The following is a 17,097-nucleotide window of genomic DNA, read 5'->3' on the forward strand; positions in this document are numbered from 1 at the left end:
AGGTTCCGTTAGCGCGTGACGCCGCAGTGGCGTTCAGCCACCCGAAACAATTGCGAAGCAGTCGCGGCGCGTCAGCCATCCGCTTGCGGCGCGAGGTTGCCGCACTGCCTGTTCAGTGCGGATGGCGATGCACGATTTCGCCTTCGCGATGATCGTGGTCGTGATCTTCGTCATGGTTGTGATCGTGGTCGTGCGCTTCGTCGTCTTCGAAATTCGCGTCCCACGACGGGAACGGATCTGCGAATCGAAGCCAGCCTTCAGGGCCCAGCGCGTATTCGTCGTCGGTGAGCAGGCACGCGTCGAACTTCGCCTGCCAGTGCGCGGGATCGATCTCGACACCGATCATCACCAGCTCCTGGCGCCGGTCGCCGATCGTCATATCGTTCGGGTCGCCGTGCCAGTCCGCGGCAATCTCCGCCATCAGTTCATCGTCGCCTTCCGGCCATTCGCTGCGCGGTTGCGCGGCCCACCAGCTGCCGGCCGGACCGTGCCGGCATGCGCCGCCCGCCTGGGACAGCATGCCGCCCATGTCATTGCGCGTGGCGAGCCAGAAAAATCCTTTGGTACGCAGGATACCTTGCCATTCTTCATGCATCAGCGCCCACAGCCGTTGCGGATGAAACGGCCGGCGCGCGCGGTAGACGAAGTGGCCGATGCCGTACTCATCCGCTTCGCCGGCGTGATCATGGTCGTGCCCGTGGTGCAGCGAAGCAAGCCAGCCTGGCGCATTCGATGCGGCGTCGAAATCGAAGCGCTTCGTGTCGAGCACGTCGCTCAACGGCACCTCGCCGAACCGGCTCGCGATTTGCACGGCACGCGGATTGATCTGCGCAAGGATGCGTTGCAGCTTCGCGAGTTCGTCGGCACTGACGAGATCCGCCTTGTTCACGACCAGCACGTCGCAAAACTCGATCTGGTCGATCAGCAATTCGACGAGCGTGCGGTCGTCTTCTTCGGACGCGGCGATGCCGCGCTCGGCGAGGCCGTCCGCGCACGCATAGTCGCGCAGGAAATTGAATGCATCGACCACCGTGACCATCGTATCGAGCCGCGCGACATCGGCAAGCGTCGCGCCGTCGTCATCGACGAACGTGAAGGTTTCGGCGATCGGCATCGGCTCGGCCACGCCGGTCGATTCGATCAGGATTGCATCGAATCGCTGTTGCGCCGCCAGGCGCCGGATCTCGGCAAGCAGGTCGTCGCGCAGCGTGCAGCAGATGCAGCCGTTCGACATTTCGACAAGTTGCTCCTCGACGTGCGAGAGCTCGGCGGCGTCGCGCACCAGCGCGGCATCGATATTCACCGCGGCCAGATCGTTGACGATGACGGCCACGCGCAAGCCTGCGCGGTTCGCGAGAATGTGATTGAGGAGCGTGGTCTTGCCGGCGCCCAGAAAACCGGAGAGCACGGTGACGGGCAGTGGCGGCTGGTTCATCGCGGGTCGGGAAACGTGATCGGAAAAGCGCAGTATCGCTCAGAGCGGCCGGCGGCCGCGAGGCCGCGCGCGGCCACCCCGGCGTGAAGCCGCATTGTGCATCAAATAGCGGGAAATCGCCGGAAGCGGACTGGAACGGGCGGTCCGTTCGCGCGCAAACGGCCGCTTATCGGACCGACGGCGACGGTGCTGACTGTGCCTGCGTTTGCGTCTGCGCCTGCGACGTGGGCGGCATCAGATTCCACTTCTGCAGGATCGCGACGATCTGCCGCGCGTACTTGTCGCGCAGTGCGGGCGTTTCCGAATGGTACGCGCCGACCGCTTCCCAGGTATTGCCGTACTTGTTCATCTTCTGGCGCAGATGCCAGGCGGCGATATAGACGTTCTTGCACGGCTCCATCAGCGTGCTGCTGGAGATGCCGTATTGGGACAGCACCGTCAGATGCACCGAGTTGATCTGCATCACGCCGTAGTCGGTCGAGCCGTTCGCGTTCTTGTGCAGCGCGTCGGGCCGGTTATGCGATTCGTTCCATGCGATCGCCCGAAGGATCAGCGAGTTCACTTTCTGGTACTGCGCGGCCTCGTCGAAGCAGTCCGCCCGAGCGGCGCCGGCCGCGAAGAGCGCGGCAAGAGCAACGGCAACGGTCGGAAAAGTCGGCTTCATCGGCAGCAGGACAAAGGTTGGCAGTTAAACACAATCGCACCCGCGGACGGACAACGGACCATCGGGCAACGGACCATCAAGATGACTAAGCAAATCAAAATTCGACAATCAGGACGGTGCGCGCGCTCACAGAAAATGCAACGTGACGTGCCAATAAAACGCACCATCGGGGAAAACCCGCTCTAGGCACGCGTCTTCGCCGCATCGAACCGCCCGTATCATACCGGCAGACGAGCGCGCGTCAATGTTGGCCGACGGACATATACCGCGCGAACCATGGCGTCCGTGTGTCATTGCGCACGCTTGAACGTCGAAAGCTTTCAACACCTTACAGGGCCGGTAGACACTAGAGGGTTCTTACAGAGCCACCGAGTTTTGTGACATTTCCGACACGAAAAGCTGTTACTGTTCGTGGTTTTCCGAATGCCGGACCGCTGCCGCCCGCATGGCGATTGAGACCCATCGAGTGTGCCAGCCGACGACGGAGACGATGTCGTACCGGGGTATTCGCTGCGAACAGTCGGCGCGACGCGCCGGCATCCAATTCACATCCATGAGAAGAAACCGTTTTGTATTGCGTCGCACGGCAACGGCGCTGATGGTGGCTGGCCTGTTCGCCGCGCAAGCCGCACACGCGCAGGTCACACTGAACTTCGTCAATGCCGATATCGATCAGGTAGCCAGGGCCATCGGGGCCGCGACGGGCAAAACCATCATTGTTGACCCGCGTGTCAAGGGTCAGCTCAATCTGGTGTCGGAAAATCCGGTGCCGGAAGATCAGGCGCTCAAGACGCTGCAATCCGCGTTGCGGATGCAGGGCTTTGCGCTGGTGCAGGATCATGGGGTGTTGAAGGTCGTGCCGGAGGCCGATGCCAAGCTGCAAGGCGTGCCGACTTATATCGGCAATGCGCCGACTGCGCGCGGCGACCAGATCGTCACGCAAGTGTTCGAGCTGAAGAACGAATCGGCCAATAACCTGCTGCCGATCCTGCGGCCGCTTATTTCGCCCAACAATACGATTGCCGCCTATCCGGCCAACAACACGCTGGTCGTCACCGACTATGCGGATAACGTGCGCCGCCTCGCGCAGATTATCGCGGGCGTCGACACGGCGGCCGGGCAGCAGGTGTCGGTCGTGCCGCTCAAGAACGCCAATGCGCTCGACGTCGCGCAACAGCTCTCAAAAGCGCTCGATCCGGGTTCGATCGGCAGCACCGACGCGACGCTGAAAGTGTCGGTGTCGGCGGACCCGCGCACCAATTCGCTGTTGCTGCGCGCATCGAATGTCGCGCGGCTCAACGCGGCCAGGGTGCTCGCGAAAGAGCTCGATGCGCCGACCACCATGCCGGGCAATATGCACGTCGTGCAATTGCGCAACGCCGACGCGGTCACGCTCGCGAAGACCTTGCGCGGCATGCTTGGCAAGGGCGGCGACAATTCGTCTTCCGGCGGTGGCGCAGGCGGCGGCGCGAACTCGTTCAGCCAGGGTCAGGGCGGCGGCAACAGTTCGACCGGCGCGTCCGGCCAGCCGCCGCTGCCGGGCGGGTCGTCGAGTTCGTTCGGCAGCTCTTCGATAGGCGGCGGCAGCTCGTTCGGCAGCAGCAGCGGCGGCAGTGGCAGTTCGTATGGCAGCGGTGCCGGCAGCAGCTCGCCGTTTCTGAGCGGCGACAAGGACGGCGACGAGGACAATCCGCCGGGCGGCATGATCCAGGCCGACGCCCCGACGAATTCGCTGATCATCACCGCGTCCGACCCCGTGTATCGCAACCTGCGCGCGGTCATTGCGCAGCTCGATGCGCGTCGCGCACAGGTGTATATCGAGGCGCTGATCGTCGAGCTGAATTCGAGCACCAACGCCAACCTGGGCATTCAGTGGCAGGTCGCCAACAACTCGATCTTTGCCGGCACCAACCTCGCGACCGGCAACGCCAACAGCATCATCAACCTGACGGCCGCCGCCGCGGCCGCCGGCAGCACCGGCGGTCTCGCCACGGCGCTCGGCAGCCAGAGTATCCAGCAGGGCCTGAACGTCGGCTGGATCCACAATATTTTCGGTGTGCAAGGGCTCGGTGCGTTGCTGCAGGCGCTGTCGCAGACTGCCGATGCGAACGTGCTGTCCACGCCTAACCTCATTACACTGGACAACCAGGAAGCGAAGATCGTGGTCGGTACGAACGTGCCGATCCAGACGGGCTCGTTTTCGAACCTGACCAGCGGCAGCACGGCCAACGCGTTCAACACCTTTGACCGCGTCGACGTCGGTTTGACGCTGCATATCAAGCCGCAGATCACCGACGGTGGCATCTTGAAGCTGCAGCTTTACACGGAAGACTCAGCGATCGTGACCGGCACGAACAATTCGGTGACCAACCCGGCAGGCCCGGAGTTCACCAAGCGTTCGATCCAGTCGACGGTGCTCGCCGATAACGGCGAGATCATCGTGCTGGGCGGCCTGATGCAGGACAACTACCAGGTGAGCAACAGCAAGGTGCCGTTGCTGGGGGATATCCCGTGGATCGGCCAGCTGTTCCGCTCGGAGCAGAAGTCGCGCGACAAGACCAACCTGATGGTGTTCCTGCGTCCCGTGATCATTACCGACCGCGGTACTGCGGAAGCGGTGACGTCGAACCGCTACGACTACATTCAGGGCGTGACGGGCGCGTACAAGTCGGACAACAACCTGATCAGGGACAAGGACGACCCGGTGGTTCCGCCGATGCCGCTCGGCCCCGCCGAAGGCGGTTCGCCCGCGCTGAACCTGTTCGATCTGGACAAGATGCGGCGTCAGCAGCTGGCGCCGCCACCGGCCGGCGCTCCGGCGACGACGCCCACGCCGACCGCTGCGCCGGCGATGGCCGTTCCCGCGCCGGCCATGGCGGTTCCGCCGCCTGCGCCTGCGCCCGGCATCGGATCGGGCATCCAGTCGCCCGGAGCGCAGCCGTGAGCACGCAGCCGATAGCCGCGTCGCATGCGCCGAGCGGCGCGGACGGCGCGCGCGACGGCAAGGAATTGCCGTCAGGCACGCCCGGCGCAAACCGCGAGGCGCCGTCGGCGCTCGCGGCGCGCCTCCTGCCGTACGGTTTTGCCAGAAGCGGCCAGATTCTGGTTGCGCATCAGCACGCGGATTCTCTCGAAGTGTGGATCAGCGAGCGCACGAGCGATGCGGCGCTAGCCGAAGTGGCGCGCAATTTCGGTGTGCTTTCGGTCGTGCGGATGCCCGCTGACGAACTCGCGCAAGCAATCAACACCGCGTATGCGCGCCAGGACGGCAGCGCCGCGCAGGTGGTCGGCGAGGTGGAAGGCGAAGTCGATCTGTCGCGGCTGATGCAGGACATCCCCGAGGTCGAGGACCTGCTCGAGTCCGAAGACGATGCGCCGATCATCCGCATGATCAACGCGCTGCTCACGCAGGCCGCGCGCGAAGGCGCATCCGATATTCACATCGAGCCGTTCGAGAATGCGTCGGTGGTGCGCTTTCGCGTCGACGGCACGCTGCGCGACGTGGTGCGGCCGAAGAAGGCGCTGCATGGCGCGCTGATCTCGCGGATCAAGATCATGGCGCAGCTCGATATCGCGGAGAAGCGTCTGCCGCAGGACGGGCGCATCACGCTGCGCGTCGGCGGCCGTCCGGTCGACGTGCGGGTGTCGACGCTGCCGACCGGGCATGGCGAGCGCGCGGTGCTGCGTCTGCTGGAAAAGGATGCGGCGCGGCTGAACCTCGAAGCGCTCGGCATGGCGCAGGACACGCTTGCGCAGTTCGACAAGCTGATCGCGCGTCCGCACGGCATCGTGCTGGTGACGGGTCCGACCGGCTCGGGCAAGACGACGACGCTGTACGCATCGATGTCGCGCCTCGAGACGGCGACCACCAACATCATGACCGTCGAGGACCCGATCGAATACGACCTGTCCGGCATCGGCCAGACGCAGGTGAACGAGCGGATCGGCATGACGTTCGCGCGGGCGCTGCGTTCGATCCTGCGTCAGGATCCGGACGTGATCATGATCGGCGAAATCCGCGACCTCGAAACCGCGCAGATCGCGGTGCAGGCGTCGCTGACGGGTCACCTGGTGCTCGCCACGCTGCATACGAACGATGCGGCTTCCGCCGTCACGCGTTTGACGGATATGGGCGTCGAGCCGTATCTGTTGGCATCGTCGCTGCTCGGCGTGCTCGCGCAGCGGCTGGTGCGCAGGCTCTGCCCGGTGTGCAAGGAAGAGCGCGAAGAAGACGGCCACAAGCAGTGGCACCCGGTCGGCTGCGACAAGTGCGGGCACTCGGGTTATGCGGGACGGCGCGGCGTCTATGAACTGCTGCTCGTCGACGAATCGATCCGCTCGCTGATCCATCGCAACGCGGCCGACGCCGAAATTCTAGACACCGGCCGCAAGCAGGGTATGCGCACGCTGCGCGAGGACGGCGACCGCTGGCTCGCGTCCGGTCTCACGTCGCTCGAGGAAGTGATTCGCGTGACGGGCGGAGTCTAAGCGGATGCCTGCTTTCCGGTTCGAAGCAATCGACGCCGCGGGCAAGGCGCAAAAAGGCGTGCTCGATGCGGACAGCGCGCGCGGCGCACGCACGCAGTTGCGCACGCAAGGATTGACGCCGCTCGTCGTCGAGCCGGCGGCGACGCGCACGCGCGGCGAACGCACCCAGCGCCTGTCGCTCGGCCGCAAGCTGTCGCAACGCGAACAGGCGATTCTGACGCGCCAGCTCGCGAGCCTGCTGATCGCGGGCCTGCCGCTCGACGAAGCGCTCGCGGTGCTGACCGAGCAATCGGAGCGCGACTACATTCGCGAACTGATGGCGTCGATCCGCGCCGAAGTGCTCGGCGGCCATTCGCTGGCAAACGCGTTGACCCAGCATCCGAAAGATTTTCCGGACATCTATCGCGCGCTGGTCGCAGCGGGCGAGCACACCGGCAAGCTCGGTCTCGTGCTGTCGCGCCTCGCGGACTACATCGAGCAACGCAATGCGCTGAAGCAGAAGATCGTGCTGGCGTTCACGTATCCGGCGATCGTCACGCTGATCGCGTTCGGCATCGTCACGTTTCTGTTGAGCTATGTGGTGCCGCAGGTCGTCAATGTGTTCGCGAGCACGAAGCAGCAACTGCCGATTCTGACGATCCTGATGATGGCGCTGTCCGGCTTCGTTCGAAGCTACTGGTGGGCGATGCTGATCGCGGTCGTCGTCGTGGCGACCGTGGTGCGTGCCATTCTCAGGCAGCCCGGGCCGCGGCTCGCGTTCGACCGGTGGATGCTCAGCGCCCCGCTCCTCGGCAAGCTCGTGCGCGGCTACAACACGGTGCGCTTCGCGAGCACGCTCGGCATTCTGACCGCCGCCGGCGTGCCGATCCTGCGCGCGCTGCAGGCGGCCGGCGAAACGCTCAGCAACCGCGCGATGCGCATCAACATCGACGATGCAATCGTGCGCGTGCGCGAAGGCACGTCGCTGTCGCGCGCGCTGGGCAATACGAAGACGTTTCCGCCGGTGCTCGTGCACCTGATCCGTTCAGGCGAAGCGACCGGCGACGTGACGACGATGCTCGATCGCGCGTCCGAAGGCGAATCGCGCGAGCTCGAGCGGCGCACGATGTTTCTGACGAGCTTGCTGGAGCCGCTTTTGATTCTCGCGATGGGCGGCGTGGTGCTGGTGATCGTGCTCGCGGTGATGATGCCGATCATCGAGCTGAACAACCTGGTGCAGTGAGCACCTTCGGCGCGGCGAACGGCGCAGGTTCGGTACGCGGTTCAGCGCACGTAGATGGTGGGACCCGGCGCGTTAGCCGGCAGGAACACCTCGGAATGCGAGCCGTTGCGATCGATGATGATCGAGCGGGCGCGCACTTCGGAGAGTTTCGCGCCTTGCATGATCGCGCTGCCGATCGACACCGCATGCGGCGGTTCGCCGCCGACGCTCAGGATGGCCGCGGCGCCTTCCTGCAGCGCGAGGATGCCGTACAGCCGCACGTCCTGGTTGACGGTGCGGGTGAGCTGGCCGCCGAACAGCGTCGCCGCCTGATCGATCGACACCGGCGTGCGTGCGGCCGCGGCCGGCACCGTCGCGCCGCGGTGCGACGTCAGCGTGACGAACCAGTACGTGGCCGTCGCGCAGAGCGCCGCGAAGCACACGAGGGACAGAAGGCGAACTTGAAGGGCGGTCATGCGCGACATTGTACGGATAAATGTGAAAGTTGCGATGGATCGAAGCCATTGCACGGCATCACATTAGAATGACCGGCCGCGCCGTGCGGAAAGCACGCTGAAAGCGGCCGCAGAACATGCGCCGCGCGACGCGCAAGGCGCAAAGTATGCAGGGCCGGCTGCGTCCGGCTCATCGAACCATCTATTGAAGAGGTAGCAAGCTATGCAAATGTGGACGAATCGCCGCACGGAAATCGCGGGTGCCCGCGCCCGTCGTCAACGGGGGTTCACGCTGATCGAAATCATGGTCGTGATCGCCATTCTCGGCATTCTCGCCGCGCTGATCGTGCCGAAGATCATGAGCCGGCCGGATGAAGCACGCCGCGTTGCCGCGAAGCAGGACATCGGCACGATGATGCAGGCCATGAAGCTCTATCGCCTCGACAACGGCCGGTATCCGACTCAAGAGCAAGGCCTGCGCGCACTGATCGAAAAGCCGACGACGGACCCGATACCGAACAACTGGAAGGACGGCGGCTACCTCGAGCGCCTGCCGAACGATCCGTGGGGCAATGCGTACCAGTACCTGAACCCGGGCGTGCATGGCGAAATCGACGTGTTCAGCTATGGCGCCGACGGCAAGGCCGGCGGCGAAGGCAACGATGCCGATGTCGGCTCGTGGCAATAACACTCGCCGCAATCCGTCGTTAAGCCCCGTCAAGCGCTCGTAGCCGGTTACTTTTGCACGCCATGCGTTCCCTGCCCTGCCCGATGGTCGATCGCCGCGCGCACACGCGGCGCCAGCGCGGCTTCACGCTGCTCGAGATGATGGTCGTGCTGGTGATCGCGGGTTTGCTGGTGTCGCTCGCGTCGCTGTCGCTCTCGCGCAATCCGCGCACCGATCTGAACGAGGAAGCGCAGCGTCTCGCGCTGCTGTTCGAATCGGCCGGCGACGAAGCGCAGGTGCGCGCGCGGCCGATTGCATGGATGCCGCTCGAAAGCGGCTTTCGTTTCGATATCCGTACCGATGACGGCTGGCGTCCGCTGCGCGACGATCTGCTCGGGCCGCGCAATTGGGAAGGCGGCGTAACCGGCGTGTCGATCAGCTTTCCGGGCTCGTCCGGGTCGGACGCGCAGCGCGATCGCGTGCTGTTCGGCACCGAGAGCATCGATGCACCGGTGAGCGTGACGCTCTTTTCAGGCGCAGGCAGCGCGACGATCGTCGGCACCGGCAACGGCCGCTACGAGGTGCGTTGATGAAACGGCGCGTGGCGTTTCGCCGTAGCCGTGCGGCTCGCGCATCCGCGGCGGCATCGTGCGGTGCACTACGTGGTGCAACAAGCGGTGCACCAGGCGATGCATCAAGCGGTGAGTTACGCAGTGGACCACGCCGCGCATCGGCAGGCTTCACGATGATCGAAGTGCTGGTCGCGCTGGCGATCATCGCGGTTGCGCTGGCCGCGTCGCTGCGCGCGGTCGGCCAGCTCGCGAACGGCGAAGCGGACCTGCATCGGCGGCTGCTTGCCGGCTGGAGCGCGGACAACACGCTCGCGCAGTTGCGGTTGACGCATTCATGGCCGGAAGTGGGTTCGCAAAGTTTCGATTGTTCGCAGGGCAACCTGCAGCTGATCTGCACCGAGGTCGTGTCGGCGACGCCGAACCCGGTGTTTCGCCGTGTCGAGGTGTCGGTGACGATGCCCGGCGGGCGCGGCGCGCTCGCGCAGATGGTGACGGTGGTGCCGAATGAAACCAGCCGGCCGCTTTGAACGCGCCGCACAACGCGGCGTCCGGCGCGGCATGAACGGACGGCCGGCCGCGCGCGGTTTCACGCTGATCGAGCTGCTCGTCGCGATCGCGATTCTCGCGGTGATCGCGGTGCTGTCGTGGCGCGGGCTCGATCAGATCGTGCGCGGACGCGAGACGATCACGCGTGCGATGGAGGATGAGCGCGTCTTCGCGCAACTGTTCGACCAGATGCGCATCGACGCGCGTCAGGCCGCAACCGAAGATGAAGTCGGACAGCCGTCGGTGTCGGTCGCGACGAGCGGACTGCAGATCGTGCGCGAGCTGATGGCGCCGGGCGCGGCGCCGCGGCTGCAGGTGGTGCGCTATCGCGTGTCGGAGGGTCGCGTGACGCGTTATGCATCGCCGCCGCTGAGAAATCTCGGCGAAGTGCGGCGCGCGCTGTCCGGCGACGAAAACAGCAACTGGAGCGCGGTGCCGCTGATGTCCGGCGTCGGCGTGATTACCGCGCGCGTGTATGTGCCGAAGGCAGGCTGGACGACGCAGATGAGGGACGTGCAATCCGCGATGACCGATAACCTGAACAACCTGAAAGTGCCGCAACTCGGCAACGCGCCGATTCCACGCGCGGTAACCGGGCTCGAGGTGAGCATCGGCGCGGCTTCGCTGAAGCGGCCGGTGACGCGGGTGTTCCTGGTCGGGGAGTGACGCACGTGAACGCCCGCCTGCCGCGTATCCGCGGCCTCGCCCACAGCACTCGACGCATCTGCATGCAGACGCCGCGCCAGCCGCATCGGCGGCAGGCGCGCGATGCGCGCTGCGCGCGCGAGTCCGGCGCCGCGATTATCAGCGCGCTGCTGGTGGTCGCGCTGTCGGCCATTCTCGTGTCGGGCATTTTGTGGCGGCAGCAGGTGCAGGTGCGTCGCATCGAGAATCAGCGGCTGATGGCGCAGGCGCAATGGGTCGGCCGCGGCGCGTTGGACTGGACGCGGCTGATTCTGCGTTCGGAAGGCGATACGTCCGCCGGCATCACGTATCTCGGCGGTGTCTGGGGCGTGCCGATCGCGCGAACGCGCCTGTCCGATTTCCTCGGGCAGATCGGCGATGTGCGCTCGGCCGAAGGCGCGGACACCTATCTGTCCGGCTCGATCGAAGATGCGCAGGCGAAGTTCAACCTGCGCAATCTGGTTTCGGCCGCGGTGCCCGGCTCGCTGCAGCTGAACCCGCCGCAGATCGCGTCGTTTCAGCGGCTGCTCGTCATTCTCGGCCTGAACAGCCAGCTCGCGAAGACCACCGCGCTGCAGATCCGCGCGAGCCTCGCGCATTCGGCTGCGCGCTTCCAGTCGACCACCGCGACCAATCCCACCGCGCCCGCGAGCGCGCCGGTCGTGGCGGGCGGCGGCGCGGTCGGCGACGGCGCCGAGTTTACCGACGCGCCGGGGCTGTCGGATTCCGACAGCAGCACCGTCACGCCGCTGCAAATGACGAGCGTCGATTCGCTGCTCGACGTGCCCGGCTTCACGCCGGAGATGGTCCAGCGGCTGCGCCCGTTCGTCACGATCCTGCCGACCATTACCGCGGTCAATATGAATACGGCGCCGGCGGAAGTGATTGCCGCGATCGTGCCGGGCATGAACCTGTCGAACGCGCAGGCGCTGGTTGCGCGCCGCGAGACGGTGTTCTTCCACAACATCGGCGATGTGCAGCTTGCGCTGGGCGGCGCCGGTGTGCAGGCGCTCGTGTTCGATCCGAGCCAGATGGACGTCAATTCGAGCTATTTCATCGTGCATGGGCGCGTGCAGCACGAGCGCGCCGAAGTGGATCGCACGACGCTCGTCTATCGCGACGCGTTGACTCATACGACGCGTATCGTACGGGAGCGGGACCAATTATGAATAACGCCTTTCCCAAAGAGAGTGGGCTTTGAGCACGCTGATCGTTCTACTGCCGCCGCGTGATCCGGCGGTGCCGTCGCAGGAATGGCAACTGCCGGACATGTCGTTCCTGCTGCTCGACAAGTCGGGGCGCACCATGCGCGCCGGCCGGGGGTCGCTTGCGCTGCTGCCGCGCGCGTCGTCGACGCTGCTGCTGGTCGCCGCGCGCGACCTGCTGATGATGGCGGTCGCGGTGCCCGCGCTGAAAGGACCGCGGCTGCGTCAGGCGCTGCCCAACGTGGTCGAGGATCAACTGATTCAGGATCCGCAGACCTGCCATATCGCGATCGATGCGCGGCCGCTCGCGGACGGCCGGCGTCTGCTCGCGATCATCGATCGCGGCTGGTTCCGTTTTATCTACGAGGGGTTTGTCGGCGCGGGCCACCGGAATCTGCGGGCGGTGCCGGTGACGGCCTGTTTGCCGCAGCGCGTGGTCGACGACGCGCCGGTCGATGCGCTTGCGCAGGCGCTGTCCGCTGCGACCGCCGAAGTCGGTACGGATGCCGCGGTGGCGGACGATGCGGCAACCACGGTGCACGCCGAAGCCGCTGGCTTGCTGGCGGCGCGCGACCCGATTGTCGTGGCGCTGCTTGGCGAAGCCGCGCAGATGTCGCCGGCGGTGCTGCTCGGCGAGGTGCCGCAGGAAACGCCGTCACCGCGTGTCGAGCTGGCCATCGCGCGCGGCCGCATCGGGGAAGGCCTCGCCGTGCCCGCCGCCGGTGTCGGCGCGACGCTCGATGCGCTGGCCGGCGATGCGCCGCTCACGCTCTATGCGCTGACCGGCCTGCCGGGCAGCGAGCCGCGCGTGGGCGCCGATGCGCCGATGCAGCGCGCGATCGACAGCGCCGCGCCGCGCGCCGACGCGCACCCGCTGACGTTCGACACGCTTGCGCAGCGTGCGCTCGAATGCCGTTTCGATTTGTGCCAGTTCGAATTCACGTCGCAGCCGTGGCGTCTCGACCGTGCGACGCTGCGGCGCTTGCGCGCGCCGATCGCGCTGGTCGCGGGCGCCGCACTCGTCGCGATCATCGGTGCGAACGTGCAGTGGATCATGCTGGCTCATCAGCGCGACGCGCTCAGCGCGCAAATGACCGAAGCGTTGCTCAACGCGTTTCCGAAGACGACCGTCGTACTCGACGCGCCCGGCCAGATGACGCGGCAATTGCAGCAACTGCGCGTCGCGGCGGGCGAGCTGTCGCCAGACGATTTCCTGTCGCTCGCGGACGGCCTCGCGCGTTCGCTCGGACCGCTGCCCGTCAACGGACTCGCCGCGCTCGACTATCAGAACCATCGGCTCGACGTGACGTTCAAGCCTCAAGTGAAGGTCGATCCGGGCTTTGCGCAACGCCTTGCGCGCAACGGCCTGAGTGGCGAGGTCGACAGCAACACCGGCAAGTGGACCATCAGGGGCGGACAATGAAAGATCAACTGCTCGAGGTATGGGCCGGCTTCTGGGGCGCGCGCAACCCGCGCGAGAGACTGTTGCTCACATGGGGTGGCGCGGTGCTCGCGGTCGTGATCGCGTGGTCGGTGCTGTGGTCGCCGGCGCAGGAAGGCCGCGCGCATCTGCTCGAAACACTGCCCGGCATGCAGCGGCAACTCGCGCAAATGACTGCGCAGGCGAACGAAGCGCGTGCGCTGACCGGCGTCGCGCAAGGCGCCGCGCCGACGGGCGGCGCCTTGAAGGATGCGCTCACCGCGTCGCTCACCGATCACGGGTTGAATCCGGTGCAAGTGCAGGTGATCGGCAATGCGGTGCAGATCCAGCTGAAAAACGCGTCGTTTCCCGCGTGGACCGCGTGGCTCGACGATGTGCGCCGCCAGTTCAAGGTGCAGGTCTCCGAGGCGCACGTGAGCGCGCTGAAGGAAGACGGTCAGGTCGATCTGACCGCGTCGCTGCAGCCGGCGACGATCAAGTGACCCCGCGCGGACAGGATCAACGATGAATCTCTGGATGCGGCGCGTGCGCGCCGTGTTGCCGTGGGTGATCGTCGCGCTGCTGTCGAGCGGTGCGGTGCTGCTCGCCGAGCTGCCGGCCGCCTGGATCACGCCGCAATTCGCGAAGGCCACGCATGGGCACGTGAATCTCGTCGAGCCCGACGGCTCGCTGTGGGAAGGCTCGGCGGTGCTGATGCTGGCAGCCGGCTCCGACGGCGGCGGGGCGACGCTGCTGCCGGGGCGTATCGAATGGCGCACGTCGTTCTGGCCGCTTTTCACGGGCCGCGTACGCATGCAGATGCGCCAGACCGAGGCGATGCCGGATGCGATTCAGGTCGACGTCACGCGGCGCGGCGCGACCATGACGGCCGGCGAGATCACGGTGCCGGCGTCGCTGCTCGCGGGTCTGGGCGCGCCGTTCAATACGTTGAATCTGCAGGGCGGTGTGCGCGTGTCGTGGACTGACTGGCGCAGCTTCGGCCGCGATGCGTTCGGGCAACTGGCGGTGGGACTGAACGACATGAGCTCGAGCGTGTCGCGCGTGAAGCCGCTTGGATCGTATCGCGTGGTGATTCAGGCGGAAGGCGCGGCGGCCACGATCGATCTGTCGACGTTGAAGGGGCCGTTGCTGTTGAACGGCCACGGCTCGCTGAGCCAGCGCTCGACGTCGTTTCAGGGCACCGCGAGCGCGACGCCCGATGCGCTCGATAATCTTGCGGGGCTGCTGAATCTGCTGGGTGCGCCGACCGGACAGGGGACGGTGGCGCTGAGTTTCGCGCATTAAGGGCGTGCGGTGGTTTTGCGTGTGAGGGTGCGTGCGGCGGATGGTGAAAGCGCGGTCGCGGCGGTTATGCCTGGATCTGGATGGGAGCGAGCGAACGTGGTGTAACGCGTGTCGACGGCCCAGTTTGACCGGTCGCATGCTTCTGCTTACGCGTTTCAGATTCTGCGGTCCGTGCCCTCAGTTGATTGGGGACATCGCGCGGAAGTCTCTCTTAGTTGCTTTCGCCGGGAATTAGCCTCCCTTCGGCGCCTCACCGCTAGTCGTCGTGCACTGCGTGCGCAGCAGCGGCTTTCTGTGCGAGCGGCTGAACCGGTTTCGCGCCGCCGGGTGTCGCCGCCGCTTGCGGCGCCGACGCGGCGGCCGCTGGAGCCGGTGCCGCCACCCCGCCATCTTCGCGGTCCATCTGCGCGACGTCCCAGCCGCCGCCGAGCGCCTTCACGAGTCCCGCCGACGACACCATCCGCTGCCCTTCGATGCTCGCCAGCTTCTGCTGCGCATTGAACGCGGTGGTTTGCGCGGTCAACACGTTCAGATAGTCGACGGTGCCGGACTTGTACTGATTGGTCACGATATCGAGCGCCTGTTGCGCCGACTGTACCGCCTGCTGCTGAACCACGATTTCCTTGCCGAGGATGCGCAGCGACGCGAGGTTGTCTTCGACGTCCTGGAATGCGGCCAGCACCGTCTGCCGATAGGTTGCGACGTTCTGGTCGTACGTCGCGCGCGCGGCATCGGTCTGCGCGCTGCGCAGGCCGAAGTCGAACACCGTCGCCGCGAGTTGCGGGCCGACCGTCCAGAAACGCGATGGCGCGGTCAGCAGTTGCGAAAACACCGAGCTTTCGAAACCGCCGCTCGCGGAAAACGTCAGCGTCGGGAAGTACGCGGCGATCGCGACGCCGATCTGCTCGTTCGCGGCCGCCGCCTTGCGCTCGGCCGACGCGATATCGGGCCGCCGCTCGAGCAGCGCGGACGGCAACTGCGCGGGAACGTCAGGCGGCGTCGCATCGAGTGGCGCGGGCGGCAGCGAGAAGGTCGACGCGGGCTCGCCGATCAGCACGGCGATCGCGTGTTCGTTTTGCGCGCGCGCGACACCGTTGTCGATCGCCGCGGCCTGCGCGGACTGCAATTGCGTCTGCGCCTGGATCACGTCCGAACGGGCGGCCACGCCCTGCGCATAGCGGTTTTGCGTGAGTTGCAGCGACTTTTCGAACGATACGACGGTGTCATCGAGCAGCTTTTGCTGCGCATCGAGCGAGCGCACCGTGAAATAGGTTTGCGCGAGCGTCCCCTGCGCGGACAGACGCGCGTTCGCGAGATCGGCGGCGGCGCCCTGCTGGCCGGCTTTTTCCGCCGCGACCGTGCGGCTCACCTGACCCCACAGATCCGGTTCCCACGTCGCGTCAGCCGACAGCCGGAAGCTGTTGGTGATCGAGCCCGACGAGCCGACCGAGCCGGTGCCGGTGACAAAGCCGCCGCTGCGTGACGGCGACTGCTGACGCTCGCCGCTGCCGTTGAGCGTCAGGACCGGAAAATACGCGGAGCGCGCTTCCGCGACGAGGGCGCGCGCCTGCCGGTACGCGGCGGCGAACTGCGCGATGGTTTGATTCGACGTGTTGAGCCTGTCTTCGAGCGCGTTCAGCTGCGGGTCGTTGTAGATGGTCCACCACGGGCCGCGATCCAGCTGATCGGCCGGTTGCGCAACCTTCCAGCCTTCCGCGGCTTCCTTGTAGGACGCCGGAATGTCGGTGGTCGGCCGCTTGTAGTCGGGGCCGACCGCGCAGCCGGCCAGCATCGCGCACAGCGCCGCGGCGACGGCGATCGGGATGGCGCGTGGAGCGGGCGCGCGACGGCGGAAGGTGAAATCAGACTGCATGCAATTGAATTCCTGTCGATCGGCCGGCGCGTGGCGCAAAACGGCCGGCGGCTGCGCGTAGTTTGCCCGGCGATTGTGCATTTTTTGCAACTAGCCGCGTGAACGGAGCCGCACTGCGATCAACGCGGCGGCGCGCGACCGGTAGCTTACGCTGCGCGGCGCGCGGAGAAAACAGAAGAGTAATGCGGTGCGCCTTGCAGGTGTGTTACGGAGGATGTCTGGAAGGTTACGCGTCGTTACTGCGGACGGGGAGCGGGTGTGGGTGCTGCTGCGCCGTTGTGCTGTGGTGAGGGAAGCGAGCGCGACGGCGGTTTGCGGGCGCGCTGAATGATTGGAAGAGGTCGATGTGAGGTGGATCGGCAGGGCCGACGCTAAGCGGAGATCGTATTGCCGGCTCAGCCGGTATGGCGAAATCACTGGTGCGGGCCGCCTGGCGATCAAAAGCGGTCAACAAGGGGGGAAGCGAGAGGCAGAGGCAGAGGCAGAGGCAGAGGCAGAGGCAGAGGCAGAGGCAGAGGCAGAGGCAGAGGCAGAGGCAGAGGCAGAGGCAGAGGCAGAGGCAGAGGCAGAGGCAGAGGCAGA

Annotated in this window: 15 protein-coding genes and 1 pseudogene; 12 read left to right on the forward strand and 4 right to left on the reverse strand. The window is 66.0% G+C overall.

The features are described 5' to 3' along the window. Positions 1-112 precede the first annotated feature (112 nt). Both HV675_RS17370 and HV675_RS17375 read right to left on the reverse strand, forming a co-directional pair. Positions 113-1,435 (reverse strand): GTP-binding protein, encoded by a 1,323-nt coding sequence (locus tag HV675_RS17370; RefSeq protein ID WP_175112167.1) that lies wholly within the window; start codon positions 1,433-1,435, stop codon positions 113-115. A gap of 166 nt (positions 1,436-1,601) precedes the next feature. Continuing rightward, on the reverse strand, positions 1,602-2,099 hold the full coding sequence (locus HV675_RS17375) for a lytic transglycosylase domain-containing protein (protein WP_175112168.1): 498 nt from the start codon (positions 2,097-2,099) through the stop codon (positions 1,602-1,604). Between the two features lie 553 nt (positions 2,100-2,652). Between HV675_RS17375 and gspD the strand changes: the two genes are divergently transcribed. Genes gspD through gspF form a run of 3 tightly spaced genes read left to right on the forward strand, consistent with a single transcriptional unit; the run spans position 2,653 to position 7,809 of the window. Beyond that, positions 2,653-5,043 carry a type II secretion system secretin GspD gene (gene gspD / locus HV675_RS17380; protein WP_175112169.1) on the forward strand — a complete coding sequence of 797 codons (2,391 nt, stop codon included), beginning with the start codon at positions 2,653-2,655 and terminating at the stop codon, positions 5,041-5,043. An 11-nt stretch (positions 5,044-5,054) separates the two neighbouring features. After that, entirely contained in the window at positions 5,055-6,587 is a 1,533-nt protein-coding gene (gene gspE / locus HV675_RS17385; RefSeq protein WP_377785455.1) for a type II secretion system ATPase GspE, read from the forward strand. A 4-nt stretch (positions 6,588-6,591) separates the two neighbouring features. Further along, entirely contained in the window at positions 6,592-7,809 is a 1,218-nt protein-coding gene (gene gspF, locus HV675_RS17390; protein ID WP_175112170.1) for a type II secretion system inner membrane protein GspF, read from the forward strand. 41 nt (positions 7,810-7,850) lie between these two features. On the opposite strand, the gene HV675_RS17395 is transcribed toward gspF, so the two are convergent. Then, positions 7,851-8,264, reverse strand: coding sequence for a type II secretion system protein N (locus HV675_RS17395; RefSeq protein WP_175112171.1), 414 nt, complete (start codon positions 8,262-8,264; stop codon positions 7,851-7,853). A 202-nt stretch (positions 8,265-8,466) separates the two neighbouring features. On the opposite strand from HV675_RS17395, the gene gspG reads away from it, so the two are divergent. From gspG to HV675_RS17435, 8 genes and pseudogenes are all read left to right on the forward strand, one after another. After that, on the forward strand, positions 8,467-8,931 hold the full coding sequence (gene gspG / locus HV675_RS17400) for a type II secretion system major pseudopilin GspG (protein WP_175112172.1): 465 nt from the start codon (positions 8,467-8,469) through the stop codon (positions 8,929-8,931). A 62-nt stretch (positions 8,932-8,993) separates the two neighbouring features. Further along, complete coding sequence (locus HV675_RS17405) at positions 8,994-9,500, forward strand: GspH/FimT family pseudopilin (RefSeq protein WP_175112173.1); 507 nt, start codon at positions 8,994-8,996, stop codon at positions 9,498-9,500. 128 nt (positions 9,501-9,628) lie between these two features. Continuing rightward, a pseudogene (gspI, locus tag HV675_RS17410) lies at positions 9,629-10,009 on the forward strand (type II secretion system minor pseudopilin GspI); the annotation flags it as partial. Further along, a complete protein-coding gene (locus HV675_RS17415) occupies positions 9,987-10,694 on the forward strand; it encodes a PulJ/GspJ family protein (protein ID WP_175112175.1) in 708 nt (235 codons plus the stop codon). The pseudogene gspI and the gene HV675_RS17415, both read left to right, overlap by 23 nt. A 62-nt stretch (positions 10,695-10,756) precedes the next feature. After that, positions 10,757-11,881, forward strand: a complete 1,125-nt coding sequence (gene gspK / locus HV675_RS17420; protein WP_175112182.1) for a type II secretion system minor pseudopilin GspK — start codon at positions 10,757-10,759, stop codon at positions 11,879-11,881. A gap of 28 nt (positions 11,882-11,909) precedes the next feature. Next, positions 11,910-13,340, forward strand: a complete 1,431-nt coding sequence (gspL, locus tag HV675_RS17425; RefSeq protein WP_175112176.1) for a type II secretion system protein GspL — start codon at positions 11,910-11,912, stop codon at positions 13,338-13,340. Then, complete coding sequence (locus tag HV675_RS17430) at positions 13,337-13,840, forward strand: type II secretion system protein M (protein WP_175112177.1); 504 nt, start codon at positions 13,337-13,339, stop codon at positions 13,838-13,840. The genes gspL and HV675_RS17430 overlap by 4 nt, the downstream gene beginning before the upstream one ends. A 22-nt stretch (positions 13,841-13,862) precedes the next feature. Continuing rightward, on the forward strand, positions 13,863-14,642 hold the full coding sequence (locus HV675_RS17435) for a type II secretion system protein N (protein WP_175112178.1): 780 nt from the start codon (positions 13,863-13,865) through the stop codon (positions 14,640-14,642). 256 nt (positions 14,643-14,898) lie between these two features. Here HV675_RS17435 and HV675_RS17440 read toward each other — a convergent pair whose 3' ends face one another. Then, the gene (locus HV675_RS17440) at positions 14,899-16,515 is read right to left on the reverse strand and encodes an efflux transporter outer membrane subunit (RefSeq protein WP_175112179.1); all 1,617 of its coding nucleotides are present in this window, start codon (positions 16,513-16,515) and stop codon (positions 14,899-14,901) included. Between the two features lie 331 nt (positions 16,516-16,846). Here HV675_RS17440 and HV675_RS32215 point away from each other — a divergent pair. Beyond that, on the forward strand, positions 16,847-17,097 hold a 251-nt coding region (locus HV675_RS32215; protein ID WP_217478152.1), incomplete at its 3' end, for a hypothetical protein.

The sequence above is a fragment of the Paraburkholderia solisilvae genome, from assembly GCF_902859875.1.
GTDB lineage: Bacteria > Pseudomonadota > Gammaproteobacteria > Burkholderiales > Burkholderiaceae > Paraburkholderia > Paraburkholderia solisilvae.